This is a genomic window from Pedobacter ginsenosidimutans, from assembly GCF_001442625.1.
Lineage (GTDB): Bacteria > Bacteroidota > Bacteroidia > Sphingobacteriales > Sphingobacteriaceae > Pedobacter > Pedobacter ginsenosidimutans.
Genome location: NZ_LMZQ01000014.1, coordinates 219,781 through 236,770 on the forward strand (window position 1 = coordinate 219,781; position 16,990 = coordinate 236,770).

A 16,990-nucleotide genomic window follows, 5' to 3' on the forward strand; every position below is an offset into this window, starting at 1 on the left:
ATGAAAACTATATATCATAAATCCTCTAATAACAGGATTAAAGGATTGTCTGCTGTTTTGCTGGCATCTTTGATGGCCTTAAATTTTGGATGTACAAAAAACTTTGAAGATTTTAACACCAACCCAACTGCGTTGTCACCTGAGCAGACTACTGCGCTTTTAAAATCGGCAATTGGTCCAATAGAGCAGGAAATTTTCCACAACTATCAGATCGCACAAAACCTCAGTGCCGATGCTTTTAGTGGCTACATGATGGCACCTAACCCTTTTGGAGGAATCAACAACATGAGCTATTCACTTAACGATGGTTGGAACAGTGCCGGTTTTAACGACCAGTACAACTATGTAATGGCTCCAATTTCTAAAATCGGCCAGAGTGAGGTGAAAACCAAATCGCCGGAAGCCTGGGGAATTGCCCTTTTGGTTCAGGTAATGGCCATGAGTAGGGTTACCGACAAATTTGGTCCTATTCCATATACTACAGCTGGTTCTTCATTGGTATCTACACCTTATGAGGATCAGAAAACAGTTTATAATGCTTTTTTTAAACAAATCGATACAGCAGCCAATAACTTACAAGCTTATATTGCAGCAAACCCTGGTAAAACGGCTTTTTATGATAAAGGCGATTTAATCTATGCAGGTGATCCGGTGAAATGGTTAAAATTGGCCAACTCTTTACGTTTGCGTTTAGCTACTCGTATTGTAAAGGCCGATGCGGCTACAGCAAAACTTCAGGCCGAAAAAGCCTTAAGCGCACCTGGAGGTTTATTAACAACCGCAGCAGATAATGCAGCAGTAGCACAGTCGGGCACAAGAGATAACGATTTATGGGTGGTTACCGTTGCTTATGATGGAGATAATGCTTTAGGCGCAGCTTTACAAACGTACTTGGTAGGCTATAACGATCCGCGTTTACCGGTTTACGCCAGACCTGCTACCGATCCTTTATTTACGGGGCAATATGTAGGAATCAGATCGGGTGCAAATACTTCATTTAATGGTTTGGGTAAAGCAGGTTATAAAACTTATTCTACCTTAAACTCTACTGATAATTTAAAATCACCAATCGGACAAAAAGCACCACAAATTTTAATGACTGCTGCTGAGGTTTGGTTTTTAAAGGCTGAGGCTGCATTACGTGGCTGGACAGGTGCGGGAGATGCACAAACCAACTATGAAACCGGAATTACCACCTCATTACAGCAATGGAATGTAGCTCCGGGAAGTTATTTATCAGATGCAACCAGTACACCTACTGCTTATGTTGATCCGAAAAATGCCGCAAACAATGCTGCAGCTGTAAGTACAATAACCGTAAAATGGGACCCTACTTCTACCAATGAACAAAAATTAGAGCGCATTATTACACAAAAATGGTTGGCTATTTTCCCTGACGGACAGGAAGCCTGGTCTGAATACAGACGTACGGGTTACCCTAAGTTATTTACAGTAGCCAATAATAACAGTGGCGGATCTATCAATACCCAAACCCAGATCAGAAGATTACCATTCCCATCAACCGAATATGGAAACGGAAACAGCGCCGAGGTTGTTAAAGCGGTTGGCCTCTTAGGCGGACCAGACAACGGTGGCACCAGATTATGGTGGGACGTGAATAAAGCGAACTTCTAACACACAAACACCACCAGGTAGGATAACGAAAGTTGTCCTACCTTTTTTATACCAAACCAATTTCTAACCAAAATTTTTTAAACCTATGAGAAAACTAACCGTTTTCGGCCTACTGCTGTTAACAGCTTTCGCCCTGTTGTATGCTTGTAAAAAAGCCAATTCTGAAAAAGAATACGATCAATTAAGCACCAAAGGTACCGCCAGAGCCGCTACCAATGCCTCTGCCCTGGCTCTAACTGCTCCATTCATGACCGCCTATGTAGAGGTTAACAGTAACAATTTTGTAAATCCGGGCTGTTATACCTACGGAACTTCTGCCACTCAGTTATTTGGTGTTTCTGTTATTTTCGCTGCCAATATCAATTCGGTAAATGGCGTACCAACTTTGTATTTCAATCCACAGGTACAAGAAACCTTAAATTCGGGCAAGGTGGCTTACCTTAAATCATTAGGCATAAAAGTAGTGCTCGATGTACTTGGAAATCACCAGGATGCTGGATGGGGTTGTTTTACCACTTATGCCCAGGCCGATGCCTTTGCCATCCAATGTGCCAACGCTGTACAACAGTATGGTTTAGATGGGATTGATATCGACGATGAGTATTCTTCGTGCACTGCAAATGATGGCTCATTAGTACTTGCAGCAGCAGCACTTAGGTCGCGTATGGGTACCGATAAACTCATTACCATGGCCGCATTTAATCAGGCCAATTATTTTACCTCTACTTATAACAACCAAAAACTTGGCGATATTTTAGATTATGTATTTGAGCAAACTTACTTCTCTACAAATTATGCTGGTCGATTACAGCCCTACATTAATGCTGGCGTACCCAAGAGTAAATTGGGTTTAGGTACTGATTTGGGGAATAGCGATCAGGCAGCAGTAGCCACTTATGTAAAAAACAATGGTTTGGCCAGTGCGATGGTTTACAACGTAGCAAATAATTCGCAAACTAAGTTATCGGCCATGTCTAACGTACTTTATGGATCAGCAACTGCAGTAAAACCAAATTGTATTGATGGCACTGGTGGAACACCACAGCCAGCTGGAAACCGTTCGTTGGTTTTCGATGGCACTAATGAATACTTAAATTCGAATACGTTTAATCTTGCAGGCACTAGCTTAACTTATGAAGCATGGGTTAAGCCAACTGCTTTTAAAGCTACTGCGCCAAATATTTCGACCATTATGGGTATTGAAATGAGTGATGCCAACGTGGCTTTACTCCGTTTGGGTGATGCTTCTCTAGCCAACAATAAAGTACAGTTTGTATTGAACACAGGTGGCGCAACGCCTAAAAAACTAAACTCTGCTACAGCGCTAAACGCCAATACCTGGTATCATATTGCAGCAACCTACGATGGCTCGACGATGAAAATTTACATCAATGGAACTTTAGATGCCAGCATGAACGCTACAGGCACTATCGCTGCTAACGGAACATTTCAGATTTCGAGAAGCTGGGATGCCAACAGAGGTTTTAACGGTCAGTTTGATGAAATGCGGGTTTGGAAATCAGCATTGGCACAGTCGACAATTTCGGCCAATAAATGCAGTGTAAGTGCTACAAGTACCAACTTAGAGGCGTATTGGAAATTCGACGAAGGTACAGGAACCACCATTGCAGATGCAACCGGGCATGGCCACAGCGCAGGCTTGCTTAACATGGAGAGTACTGATTGGTCTACTTCCGTTCCTTGTTTATAGGTTTTCTTCATAATTTTTAAATTTTTAGTGGCGGGTGTTTTCACCCGCCATTAAGAAAACTCAATGGACGGTGTCCTCACCGTCCATTTTAAACTTTCCGCCTTTGTTTTCTACATACGCTTTTCTATAGTAAAGCGTTTCTATAACTTAGGCCTTAGCTTCAAATTCGATATTATATCGATTTAGCCATTTGCTTACTAGCATACCATTTCTATCTTTGTAACCGTTATCTTTGCACGGATACAGATATAGGTTTAAAAAACTGTGATTTTTTTCATGATTAAAATAACAAAACTGTACTCGTTTTTGTCCCCCTTTTGGAATAGGATGCGTAATAGCACCAATAGACACTATTTGAAGGTAGAATATAATTTTTAATTTTAAACGCTTAATTTTACCCGAATGGATATCTTATCATACCTATTAGAACTCTTGCAGCAACGCAAAGAAGTTGGTATTACCGGCTTGGGCACTTTTTATAAGAAGAAATACCCAGGAAGATACGATAAGGAAAAACAAACGTTTTTGCCTCCTGGATATACGCTGCAATTTTCAGCGGAAGCAACCGAAGAAGACGCTTTAGCCAATTTCATTTCGGCTAAGACAAGCATCACCTCAGAAGATGCCCGCAATCACATTGCCCAGTTTGTTGAAGAAGTAAATCAAAAATTAGAATTAGACCATGAGGCCGAGTTGCAAAATACTGGTCGTTTATTTTTTACCGAACAAGGATTAGGTTTCGAACCGGTTAAAAACATGAACTATGGTTCTGAATTTTACGGACTTCCATCATTACCAGAAACTGCAATTGAGGAAACAAAAGCTGATTCACCTCAACAAGAGGAAGAGGTTTACGACGAAATTGCTGAAGCACCAGTGGTACCATCACCATTTGAGAATAAATCATACCAGGCTCCGGTAATCGAAAATGTAGAATTGGATGAAGTTAAAGATGATCTTAAAAACACTTTAAAACACTCAGAAAATCCTGTAGAAGAAATTGTTGAAGCACCAGAATTTATTAAGGAACAGCACGAAGAACATCCAAACCGTTTTGGTCATACACCAGAATCGGAAGTAGAAAATACCGCTGCTGAGCAACATGTGATTGAAAAGTCTGAATCTGATGAAGCACAAGAAGAAATAGCAAATACGACTGAAGAAGTACCAGAATCAGAAGTTGAAAATATTGCCACTGAACAACCTGCTATTGAAACGCCTGAATCTGATGAAACACAAGAAGAAATAGAAGAAGTAGCAAATACGACTGAAGAAGTAGAAGTTCCTGAATCAGTTGTGGCACAGCATGAGGAGCATCCAGACCGTTTTGGTCATACGCCAGAATCGGAAGTAGAAAATATCGCGGCCGAACCTCAGAAAATTGAGACACCTGAATCTGACGATACACAAGACGAAGTAATTGCAATAGAAAATACCTCAGTACCTGAAGAAATCAATACTGTAGAAGTACCAGAAGCAGTTCTCCCACAAACCAAGCCTTCGAGCCGTTTCTCGCTTAGGTCGGAAACAGAGGAACCAAAAACATATATCAATTTAGAAGACGAAGCTAAAAAAGAAGAACCTGTAATTGAAGCTCCAGCCTTTATAAAAGAGCAACATGCAGAGCATCCTAACCGTTTTGGTCACGACCCAATTGAACATGGAGACGAAACGCGACAAGGTATGTCAACCTGGTTGATGATTACAATTGCAGTGTTAGCTTTGGTTGTTATTGCAGCGATAACCTATCTGGTTAAACCAGAATTATTTACAGGCGGAACAACTGAAACGGTAAAGCCTGCACAAGTAATTATCGATTCGCCAAAGGTTGTTGTTGATACCCTAAAAGCAAGACAGGATTCAATAGCCAAAACAGATAGCATTTTAAAGGCCAATCAAGTTCAGAAAAAAGCAGATACAGTTAAAAAAATAGCGGCAAAACCTGTTGTTAAACCTACTGGAGAAGCTCCAAAAGAAAATAAAATTGTACCAAACACTGGTCCTTCTACGTTTTACGTTATTGCAGCATCTTTTCAATCAGAGAAAAAAGCACTTGTGTTTATTAAGCAAATGGAAAAAATCGGTTTAAATGCCGAAATCGCAAAAGTACCTGGCCGTTTAAAAAAGGTAAGTATAGCGAGTTTCACAACTGAAAAGGAAGCTAAAGAACAGAAAGATATTTTACAGAAAAAACTAAAAGGAAAAGGATATTTCGTACAACAAAAATCTAACAACACACAACCATAATGATAACTTTATTAATTCAGGACACCACACAAGCATTACAAGACACAGCAAATGCGGTTAACCAAGCAGTAACACAGCCACAGCCAGAACTACATTTTATCGATCTGCTTTTTAAAGGCGGCTGGGTAATGGTTCCATTGGCTTTTTTAGCATTGTTAGCCTTAGTTATTTTCTTTGAACGTTATTTAACCATTAAAAAAGCAACCAAAGACGAATCGAACCTAATGGGTCAGATCAGGTCGTATATCCAGTCTGGAAATTTAGAGGGTGCAATGTCGCTTTTAAGAAACAATAACTCTCCCCTTTCGCGCATGTTGCAAAAAGGTCTAAAACGCATTGGTCGCCCGATTAAAGATATTGAAGGTGCCATCGAAAACGTTGGTAAACTGGAAGTTTCTAAATTAGAGAAGAACATCAGCATATTGGGTATTGTTGCAGGTATTGCGCCAATGCTTGGTTTCGTAGGTACAATTGTGGGGGTAATTACCATTTTCCACCAGGTATCAATAAAAGGTGCGATTGAAATCGGTACCATTTCTGGTGGTTTATATACCAAAATGATTACTTCCGCAACAGGATTAATTATTGGTATTATCGCTTACGTACTCTATCACATTTTAAACATTATGGTTGAAAAAATCATCCTTAAAATGGAAACCGATGCAATTGATTTTATTGATTTACTAGAAGAACCAGGCAAATAATGAATTTACGCAAAAGAACAAAAGGATCGGTAGAAGTACATACTTCAGCGTTGAACGATATTATGTTCTTCCTGATGCTGTTTTTCCTATTGGCCTCTGCAGTGGTAAATCCTACCGTGGTTAAATTGCTGTTGCCACAATCATCAAGCGGACAGCAATCTACCGCAAAGAAAGCAGTTACGGTTACGATAGACGAAAACCTTAAATATTTCGTTGAAAAAAAACCAGTTAGCATTGAAGAATTAGAACCAACTTTGGCATCATATCAAAAACTGGCACCAGATATGACCATTCTTTTATATGTATCGCGCAATGTGACTTATCAGGATGGATTTGTGGTAAACGATATTGCGAATAAATTAAAATTAAAACTTGTTGTAGCCGTTGAGCCTAAAAAATAATGAACTACAAAGCACAAATACCTAACGAGGAAAATAATTACCCTAAGGCCATTGCCATAGCAAGCGGAATTATGGGCTTTTTATTATTGATCAGCTTTTTTATCGTGATTGGCTCGTTCCAGCCACCAGAAGAAGTAGGTATGGGTGGTATGGTTGTAAATTATGGAACTTCAGCAGAAGGAATGGGCGATGATTATACCAGTATTGAAGAACCATCGGCAGATCCAAATGCCAATGGCAAAGCACCTGATAAGGTGACGCCGGAAGAAAAAGTGACCCCAACCACTTCTACTGAAAATACTGACAAGGAAATTCAGACGCAAAATACAGAAGATGCCATTGCCGTAAATACCAAACCTACAAAACCGACTACTGCAGCGCCAACTCCGGTAACTGAAGATAAGCCTTCTAAACCAGTGATTAATCAAAACGCACTTTACAAAGGCAAAAAGAATACTGGTCAGGGTCAGGGAGACGGTACCGGAAAAACACCAGGTAATCAGGGTGATAAAGATGGCGATCCATTGGCATCAAATTATGGAGAAGGTGGTTCTGGAAATGGCAATGTACAGTTATCATTGGCTAGCAGAAAATTCATCGATATCCCAAGGATACAGGATGATGGACAAAGCGCAGGAAAAATTGCCGTTCAAATCCGCGTAGATAAAAATGGTAAAGTGGTTCAGGCCCGTGCAGGTGCAAAAGGCACTACCTTATCTGATTTAGCGCTTTGGAGGAAATGTGAGCAGGCGGTATTGGGCGCAAGTTTAAACAAATTGGAATCAGCACCCGATGTACAAACCGGGATTGTAATATTTAACTTTAAAGTGAAATAAAAATATCCATGGTCTGTGTCTTCACAGACCATTTTTTATTATTACCGTCACCCTGAATTTGTTTCAGGGTCTTTATAACATGAAGATGCAGATCCCGAAGCTTTGGGGAAGCATGACGATAACTAGCTATACTCCACAGGCCGTCAAGATCATTTAAAGACTTCCGGAGTTTCCCCAACACAAGTCAGCAAAACTTCGGAAGAAATCTTCTCATTTCGTTTCATAATAACTCCAGCCAACTTATATTTGACGCATATTATGAACTACCAACAAACGCTTGATTTTTTATACAGTAAACTCCCAATGTTTACCCGGGTTGGCGCATCTGCTTTCAAAAAAGATTTAACGAATACCATTATTCTTTGTGAGGCTTTAGGCAATCCACAGGATAAATTTAAAAGCATCCATGTGGCAGGTACAAACGGGAAGGGTTCTACCTCGCATATGCTTGCTTCTGTATTGCAGGCACAGGGATACAAAACAGGGCTGTATACTTCTCCCCATTTAAAAGATTTCCGCGAGCGCATCCGCATCAACGGAAAAATGATGAGTAAAACTGAAGTCGTATCGTTCGTAAAAGATCAACAAAAATTGATCGAAAAAACCGAGCCTTCATTTTTCGAGGTCACCGTTGCCATGGCATTCGATCATTTTGCGAAACACCAGGTAGATGTAGCTGTAATTGAAGTGGGTTTAGGCGGACGATTAGATTCGACCAACATCATTACCCCGCAAATTTCGGTCATCACTAATATCAGCCTTGATCACATGAATATGCTGGGCAATACGCTTACAGAAATCGCTCGTGAAAAGGCAGGCATCATTAAAAAGAATATTCCGGTTGTAATCGGCGAAACACAAGAAGAATCGGCTCCAGTTTTTATCAGTAAGGCAAAAGAATTAGGTGCTCCAATTGTTTTTGCAGACGCCGTATTAACTGCACAGCATTTTAAAATCAGGAACAATAAACTTTCTCTATCTGTTTATCAGAATAGTGAAATTAAATACAAGGATCTTCAAAGCGACCTTACCGGCGTTTATCAGCATAAAAATATTTTAACGGTTTTAGAAACCCTGGCTGTACTGAACGAGAAAACGGGAATTAAAACCGATCAGGAAGCGATTCATAAAGGAATAAGCCAGGTAAAAAAACAAACCGGTTTACAGGGGCGTTGGCAAACATTGAGTAAAAATCCTTTAGTGATCTGCGATACTGGCCATAATGAAGCTGGCATTGCCGAAGTAATCAAAAACATCGCACAAACCCATTATCAAAACCTGCACATTGTTTTTGGTATGGTTAAGGACAAAGATATTTCGAAAGTTTTATCCCTGATGCCTAAAAATGCCACTTACTATTTCTGCAAACCAGATTTAGAACGCGGTTTAGCGGCAGATGAACTTAAAGCACAAGCAGCTGTATTTAATTTAAATGGAAACAGCTATGCCTCAGTAGCCCAGGCAAAAGAAAAAGCTATTCAATCGGCCAATCCAAAAGACCTGGTTTTTATCGGCGGAAGTACATTTGTAGTGGCCGAAGCGATATAAAATCTTTACACAAACTTCAAAGTAGCTTTACCTAAATTTATTACTTTAGCCCTTTAACTAAAACACAATGAAGAAAATATCCTGTCTAATCTTTTCCATTTCTATTTTTTCGATCGCACTCACCTCAGCCCAAACTAAAAAATCTTCCACAACACAGCCTAAAGCATTCCCTGCCGAGGTAGCCCGCCCTAAATTGGTGGTTGGCTTAGTGGTTGATCAAATGCGTTGGGATTATTTATACCGCTACTATAACCGCTATACCAACGGGGGTTTTAAAAGATTAATCAATGAAGGTTTTTCTGTAGAAAATACTTTTATTCCTTATACACCAACTTATACGGCCTGTGGCCACACTTGTATCTACACCGGCTCTGTTCCGGCTGTACATGGTATTATCGGTAATGACTGGTACGATCCTGAAACCAAAAAGAATGTATACTGTACAGAGGATTCCTCAGTATCAACTGTTGGCAGTACGCCTTCATCTGAAGGAAATATGTCGCCAAAAAATATGTTAACTACTACCATTACTGATGAGTTGAGGTTAGCTACGAATTTTAGAGGTAAAGTAATTGGTATTTCATTGAAAGACAGGGGTTCGATCCTTCCGGCAGGCCATGCAGCAAATGCAGCATATTGGTACCAAGGCAGCACCGGAAACTGGATTACCAGTACTTATTACATGAAAGAAGTGCCAACATGGATTGCCGATTACAATAAATTGAAATTAGCGAACAAGTTCTACACAAAAAACTGGGAAACATTGTATCCAATGAATACTTATGTAAACAGTACCGCAGATGAGAAAGCATACGAAGGTAAATCGAGCACATTCCCTCATCAGCTTACCCAAAATATTGATAAAAATTTCGATGCCATCAGAAGTACGCCTTATGGCAATACCATCACATTAGATCTTGCCAAATTAGCAATCCTTTCCGAAGATTTAGGGCAAGATAACATTACCGATTTCTTAGCAGTAAGCTGCTCATCTACTGATTATGTTGGTCATGCTTATGGTCCAAATTCGGTAGAAGCAGAAGATACCTATTTGCGTTTGGATAAAGATTTCGAAGAGTTTTTCAATTACCTGGATAAAAAAGTAGGTAAAGGAAACTATACTGTATTTTTAACTGCCGATCATGGTGCTGCTCATGTACCAGGTTTTATGCAGGAGAACAAATTACCTTCGGGCGTAGTAAGTGACCGTGATATTGCAAACAAATTAAATGCTTACTTAAATGATAAATTTAAAGTAAACAATGTTGTTTTAAGATCTCAGAACAACCAGATCATTTTCGATCACGATAAAACGGATAAAGGTGACGTGAGTTTCGATGTGATTAAATCGGCATCTGTAGAATTCTTAAAAAGATTAGACGGTTTCCAAAATGCAGTTGATATTGCTAAAATATCGCAAAGTACACTTCAGGAAATCCAGAAAAAGATGATCACCAATGGATACAATGCCCGTAGAAGTGGCGATATCTATTATGTTTTACAACCAAACTGGTTTAACGGCGGTAGCACAGGTACCACGCACGGAAACTGGAACCCATATGATTCGCATATTCCATTGGTTTTTATGGGCTGGGGTATCAAATCTGGGGCTTCTAATAAAACACATTACATGACCGATATTGCACCAACGCTGGCTGCACTACTCCATATTCAAATGCCAAATGGCAATGTTGGAGAACCGATCACAGAGATTACAAACAAATAATTTAAAAAACTATGCTCACCAGCATAGTTTTTTTGTTTTAATGAAGTCGTCATCTCGACTGGAACGCAGTGGAATGGAGAGATCTATCATCATAGATTTCTCGACTCCGCTCGAAATGACGGTAGCTTGAGGTAGGCATATACATCAAGTTCTCATTCATCAATATTGATTTTATACATAATTGAAACTCGAAATGACGATAACTTGCTAAAATTTCCTGTTTTCTTTATTTTAGATCATGTCAACATACATCGCAACCAAGCTTACACCCATGCTCGAATCGCATGACATGCAGGCAACGCTAAAATTCTATACAGCGGTTTTAAACTTTACTTGTGATGTAAAGCTTGAGGATCTGAGTTGGTTAACCCTCCGTAAAGATAATATAGAGATCATGTTCTGTACCCCTAATGAGCATCGCAATATTCCTAAATCGATTATGAGTGGTTCACTTTATATCAATACAAACGAAGTTGCCGCACTGTGGGAAAGTTTAAAAAATGTATGCGAAATTTGTTACCCGCTCGAAGATTTTGAATATGGCATGAGAGAATTTGCCATTTATGATAATAACGGCTATTTACTGCAATTCGGGCAGGATTTATAGCTGAACCAAAAGCCATAACGGTATAGGGTATTCGCTGTTTAAACTGCTTATTTTAGTACATTTGCATACCAAATATATTTGGAAACAAGGATTGCTCATTTGAGCATACTAATCCTTTAAATCCTATCGTATGCAACAAGTAGAAATATATAAGCCTAAAAATAAAATCCGTTTCGTAACTGCCGCTTCCCTTTTCGATGGACACGATGCTACAATTAATATTATGCGCCGTATCCTCCAATCTTCAGGTGCTGAAGTCATTCATCTTGGCCATAACAGATCGGTTGATGAAGTGGTAAACTGTGCCATTCAGGAAGATGTTCAGGGCATTGCAATGACTTCCTATCAAGGCGGACACATTGAATATTTTAAATACATGTACGATCTTCTGCAAGAAAGAGGATCTGGCCATATTAAAATATTTGCAGGTGGCGGTGGCGTAATCTTACCTTCAGAAATTGAAGAACTCCAGGCTTACGGAATTTCTAAAATCTACTCCCCGGATGATGGCCGCAAGATGGGTTTGCAGGGCATGATCAATGATATGCTGATCCAAACCGATTTCATCACCAAAGCCAGTATTACTAACGAGCTCGAAACCATTCCTACAAAAAATATTAAAGCCATTGCCGGGGCCATTACCGTTGCAGAAAATGATCCCGAAGGCGCACAAAAATTTGTGGATGAATTAAAAAAACTGTCCAAAAACAATACCGCTCCTATTTTAGGTATTACCGGAACTGGTGGTGCCGGAAAATCATCACTGGTAGATGAGCTTGTACGCCGTTTCCTGGTAGAAGTGAAAGATAAAACCTTAGCGATTATCTCTGTCGATCCTTCAAAAAGAAAAACAGGAGGCGCTTTATTGGGCGATCGTATCCGGATGAATGCCATCAATAATCCGAGGGTTTACATGCGTTCTTTAGCCACCCGGCAGGCCAACCTTGCGTTATCTAAAAACGTACAGGAAAGTATCGATATCTGTAAAGCTGCAGGTTACGATTTAATTATTGTAGAAACCTCAGGAATTGGCCAATCAGATACCGAAATTACCGAACACTGTGATGTTTCGCTGTATGTAATGACCCCGGAATTTGGTGCTGCCACACAATTGGAGAAGATCGATATGTTAGATTTTGCTGATCTGGTGGCCATCAATAAATTCGATAAAAGAGGTGCTTTAGATGCCTTGCGCGATGTGCGTAAGCAATACAAACGCAACCATAATATTTTCGATGCCAAAGATGATGAAATTCCTGTTTATGGAACTATGGCATCACAATTTAATGATCCGGGTATGAATAACCTATTTGTTGCCTTAATGGAACAGATCAAGTTAAAAACCGGAACAGATTTTAAGGCCAAAATGGAATTAACGGCTGATCAATCAGAGAAGATTTACATCATCCCACCCGATCGAATCCGCTATTTGGCAGAAATTGCCGAAATAAGCCAAACGTACAACGAATGGGTAGATAAGCAGGCAACGATAGCTCGAAAAATGTACCAATTGAAAGGTGTGATTGATTTACTAGGTGATAATAATTCCCCTCTTCCAGAGGGGTGTCCGCAGGACGGGGTGTCAAAGAGTTTAAATGTAACATACACTTTCTTCGAAGAACAATTAGATGGTGAATGCAAACGATTATTACGCCAGTGGCCAGATACCAAAAGAGCTTACAAAGAAGAATTTTTCATTTATAAAGTCCGCGATAAAGAGATTAAACAACCCTTATTTTACGAATCACTTTCGAAACTGAATATCCCAAAAGTATCTTTGCCAAGATATGAAGATTGGGGCGATATTTTAAGATGGTTGCTAACCGAAAACCTTCCAGGCGAGTTTCCCTATGCTGCAGGGGTATTCCCACTGAAAAGAGAAGGAGAAGATCCGACACGGATGTTTGCCGGAGAAGGTGGCCCGGAAAGAACAAATAAACGTTTTCACTATGTTTCTTTAGGTCAGCCCGCCCACCGTTTGTCTACCGCTTTTGATTCTGTTACCCTTTACGGAGAAGATCCGCATATCAGACCGGATATTTATGGAAAAATCGGAAATTCTGGTGTAAGTATTGCCACTTTAGATGATGCTAAAAAACTGTATTCGGGTTTTGATCTTTGTGCGTCATCCACTTCAGTATCCATGACCATTAATGGACCAGCGCCGATGTTATTAGGTTTTTTCATGAATGCAGCAATTGACCAGCAATGTGAAAAATACATCATTGAAAATGATTTAACCAAAGAAGTTGAAACTAAAATTACTACAATCTATAAGGCGAAAAATATACCAAGACCATCATACAATGGTACTTTACCAGCAGGAAACGATGGTTTAGGTTTGATGCTTTTAGGTGTTACCGGCGATCAGGTTCTACCCGCCGATATTTATGCCAAGATCAGGGCTAAAGCCATCAGCTCGGTTAGAGGAACCGTTCAGGCCGATATTTTAAAGGAAGATCAGGCACAAAATACCTGTATTTTCTCTACCGAATTTGCCTTAAGGATGATGGGCGATATCCAGAAATATTTCATCGATGAAAAAGTGAGGAATTTCTATTCGGTATCCATTTCAGGCTATCATATTGCAGAAGCGGGCGCTAATCCCATCTCACAACTCGCCTTTACCCTAAGTAATGGATTTACCTTTGTTGAATATTATTTAAGCAGAGGAATGCATATTGATGATTTTGCCCCTAATCTGTCTTTCTTCTTCTCCAATGGAATTGATCCAGAATACGCCGTTATCGGTCGCGTAGCCAGAAGAATCTGGGCTAAAGCAATCAAGAATAAATACAAAGGAAACGATCGCTCACAGAAGCTTAAATACCATATACAAACTTCTGGGCGTTCGTTACATGCGCAGGAAATCGATTTTAACGACATCCGCACCACTTTACAGGCCCTTTATGCCATTTACGACAACTGTAATTCGCTACATACCAATGCTTACGATGAAGCCATTACGACACCTACAGAAGAATCGGTTCGCAGGGCCATGGCCATCCAGTTGATCATCAACAGAGAATTGGGCCTGGCCAAGAACGAGAACCCATTGCAGGGCGCCTTTATCATTGAAGAATTAACCGATCTGGTAGAAGATGCTGTGCTTGCAGAATTCAAGCGCATCAACGATCGTGGTGGAGTTTTAGGTGCGATGGAAACGATGTATCAGCGCGGAAAAATCCAGGAAGAAAGTCTGTATTACGAAACGCTTAAACACACAGGCGAATATCCGATTGTTGGCGTAAACACATTTTTAAATAAAAATGGTTCTCCTACCATTGTTCCTGGTGAGGTGATCCGCGCTACAGAAGAAGAAAAACAATATCAGATTTCGGCATTGCAAAAGTTTCAGGAGCGTAATGCAGACCGTGCACCAGATCTCTTAAAACAACTTCAAAAATCGGCTATTGCCGGCGACAACATTTTTGAGCAACTGATGGAAGTATGCAAAATATGTTCGTTAGGACAGATCAGTAATGCACTTTACGAAGTTGGTGGCCAGTATAGAAGAAACATGTAATAAAAAAGCCCTTATCAAATTGATAAGGGCTCATATAATTTTAATTAAAGATTCAAATATTTAACCAGCAATCCAGCTAAATTTATAATCTATAGTTGGGTTTTTCATTCTTTCGGCAACACGTAATAAACGCGAAGGTAAAGCCATAATATAATCGCGCGCTTTTTCACCAGCTTCATTTAAATCACGCATACCTTCAATTTTCCAGTCTTCAATCAACTGCTGCATAATTTCAACATAATCAATCGCAGTATATACACCTAAACGTTGTGCAGCATCTGTAAAGTGACCAAATGTCTGGCCAATTTTCAAACCTACCTCACGTAAGAAATGTGCAGGCATTACAATCTTTTTACGCATCATATCTTCAAAAGCCAACATCGCTTCGTTAGGATCAACCTCGAAAATACGGTTCATGAAATCTTTATAGGCTTTTGCATGTCTAGCTTCATCTGATGCGATTACACCACACATTCTAGACAATAAGGTATCACCGTCTTTTTTAGCCAAAGAAGCTACCCTTCTGTGCGATACATTGGTAGCCAATTCCTGAAAAGAAGTGTAGATAAAGTTACGGTATGGGTCGTGGCCAGTACCTATATCGAAACCATCAGCAATAAGATATTGCGTAGAGATTTCCATTTGGCGCATATCTACACGGCCTGACAGATATAAATATTTATTTAACAAATCACCATGACGGTTTTCTTCTGCAGTCCAATGGCGAACCCATTTCATCCAACCACCTTCCTCGTCTCTGCTATGGCCATCAACCATGGCTAACCACGATTCGTATGTTGGTAAAGCCTCTTCAGTAATGGTATCGCCAATTAAAACGGCTACTAAATCGTAAGAAAGGTCTTTTGCGTTATCCCTTAAAATTCTCACATCTTGATAAAATGTTTCACTAGTAGAATCTGGTAAAAAATCAGAAGGTTGCCAGTTGGTATCGATCGGTTTCAAATAAGTTCCCATCGACTCCAGCATATATTTTTCAATATGCAACATTACTTCCCTTCTTTTATCTGCAAAAAAACTCATTACTTATACTTATATTTTTGTTAAAAACAAAGATAACCAAATATTATGGCAAACCTTATGATATTAACATATTTAGCAAGAAATCAGTTTTAAATATGACTGAAATTATCAACATTGGCACAAGCGGTTTTATTTACGGCATAGAAAGTGCGAAGTAAGAAATAGAGACTTCATCAATGCATTAATTATTAGGAGCGCAATAGCAGTAACATGTAGGCTGGGTTCTGTCCTGCTGTCCGCTGCAATCCTCTTGGATATCCGCGCTGATCAACAATACTCCTTTAACCAAAAGGGATTTCCGCTGCCATCAGGGCTATTGAACCTGGGCCAGTAGTGTAAAACTCAGCGCAAATCACCGTAATCTTGCGGGAATAAAACCTTAACCCATCTTAACTCCTTGATGATCAGGAAACCGGTCTGGGCCCTTCACAATTAAGGGATCAAGGACATCAAGAAGACCATCCTGGGAAAAGTGAACGCTACGGAACAGAACGGCCATAAACCAAGAAAACCCTTCAACATTGCTGCTGAAGGGTTTCTTTTAAGATCTGGCACCGACCTGCTCTCCCATCCCGAAGTATCGGGACAGTACCCCCGATGGCTATCGGGAGGGAAGAAACGGAACGGCCATAAACCAAGAAAACCCTTCAACATTTCTGCTGAAGGGTTTCTTTTAAGATCTGGCACCGACCTGCTCTCCCATCCCGAAGTATCGGGACAGTACCCCCGATGGCTATCGGGGCGGCTCCGGTGGGCTTAACTTCTCTGTCCGGTCCCGATAGCTATCGGGAGGGAAGAAAAGGAAATGCCAATAAACCAAGAAAACCCTTCAACATTGCTGCTGAAGGGTTTCTTTTAAGATCTGGCACCGACCTACTCTCCCACGTGTTACCGCAGTACCATCGGCTCTGGTGGGCTTAACTTCTCTGTTCGGAATGGGAAGAGGTGGACACCACCGATATAGGCACCTAAATTTCTTTAGATAAGCTATCTCGAGCTTAAATGACA

General features: G+C 40.2%; 11 protein-coding genes and 1 rRNA gene. 10 read left to right on the forward strand and 2 right to left on the reverse strand.

Annotated features, from left to right (window positions below; translation table 11 throughout):
- The 10 genes from ASU31_RS18130 to ASU31_RS18180 all read left to right on the forward strand — a co-directional run bounded on the left by ASU31_RS18130 (window position 1) and on the right by ASU31_RS18180 (window position 14,941).
- Entirely contained in the window at window positions 1–1,635 is a 1,635-nt protein-coding gene (locus ASU31_RS18130; protein WP_057933685.1) for a SusD/RagB family nutrient-binding outer membrane lipoprotein, read from the forward strand.
- A gap of 85 nt (window positions 1,636–1,720) precedes the next feature.
- Window positions 1,721–3,346 (forward strand): LamG-like jellyroll fold domain-containing protein, encoded by a 1,626-nt coding sequence (locus ASU31_RS18135; RefSeq protein ID WP_057933686.1) that lies wholly within the window; start codon window positions 1,721–1,723, stop codon window positions 3,344–3,346.
- Window positions 3,347–3,748: 402 nt separating this feature from the next.
- On the forward strand, window positions 3,749–5,593 hold the full coding sequence (locus ASU31_RS18140; protein WP_057933687.1) for an HU domain-containing protein: 1,845 nt from the start codon (window positions 3,749–3,751) through the stop codon (window positions 5,591–5,593).
- Window positions 5,593–6,297: a MotA/TolQ/ExbB proton channel family protein gene (locus ASU31_RS18145; protein WP_029279915.1), complete on the forward strand. Its 705-nt coding sequence runs from the start codon at window positions 5,593–5,595 to the stop codon at window positions 6,295–6,297. Before ASU31_RS18140 ends, ASU31_RS18145 begins: the two co-directional genes overlap by 1 nt.
- Window positions 6,297–6,698, forward strand: coding sequence for an ExbD/TolR family protein (locus tag ASU31_RS18150; protein WP_025144642.1), 402 nt, complete (start codon window positions 6,297–6,299; stop codon window positions 6,696–6,698). The genes ASU31_RS18145 and ASU31_RS18150 overlap by 1 nt, the downstream gene beginning before the upstream one ends.
- Window positions 6,698–7,534 (forward strand): hypothetical protein, encoded by an 837-nt coding sequence (locus ASU31_RS18155; RefSeq protein WP_057933688.1) that lies wholly within the window; start codon window positions 6,698–6,700, stop codon window positions 7,532–7,534. Before ASU31_RS18150 ends, ASU31_RS18155 begins: the two co-directional genes overlap by 1 nt.
- Before the next feature lie 258 nt (window positions 7,535–7,792).
- Window positions 7,793–9,082: a bifunctional folylpolyglutamate synthase/dihydrofolate synthase gene (locus ASU31_RS18165; protein ID WP_057933690.1), complete on the forward strand. Its 1,290-nt coding sequence runs from the start codon at window positions 7,793–7,795 to the stop codon at window positions 9,080–9,082.
- Between the two features lie 67 nt (window positions 9,083–9,149).
- Entirely contained in the window at window positions 9,150–10,808 is a 1,659-nt protein-coding gene (gene pafA / locus ASU31_RS18170; RefSeq protein ID WP_057933691.1) for an alkaline phosphatase PafA, read from the forward strand.
- Between the two features lie 238 nt (window positions 10,809–11,046).
- A complete protein-coding gene (locus ASU31_RS18175; protein ID WP_057933692.1) occupies window positions 11,047–11,415 on the forward strand; it encodes a VOC family protein in 369 nt (122 codons plus the stop codon).
- 130 nt (window positions 11,416–11,545) lie between these two features.
- Window positions 11,546–14,941: a methylmalonyl-CoA mutase family protein gene (locus ASU31_RS18180; protein ID WP_057933693.1), complete on the forward strand. Its 3,396-nt coding sequence runs from the start codon at window positions 11,546–11,548 to the stop codon at window positions 14,939–14,941.
- A gap of 60 nt (window positions 14,942–15,001) precedes the next feature.
- On the opposite strand, the gene ASU31_RS18185 is transcribed toward ASU31_RS18180, so the two are convergent.
- Together ASU31_RS18185 and rrf are read right to left on the reverse strand one after the other, a co-directional pair.
- Window positions 15,002–15,982: an acyl-ACP desaturase gene (locus tag ASU31_RS18185; protein WP_057933694.1), complete on the reverse strand. Its 981-nt coding sequence runs from the start codon at window positions 15,980–15,982 to the stop codon at window positions 15,002–15,004.
- Between the two features lie 860 nt (window positions 15,983–16,842).
- Window positions 16,843–16,954 (reverse strand): 5S ribosomal RNA (gene rrf / locus ASU31_RS18190).
- Between the last annotated feature and the right edge of the window lie 36 nt (window positions 16,955–16,990).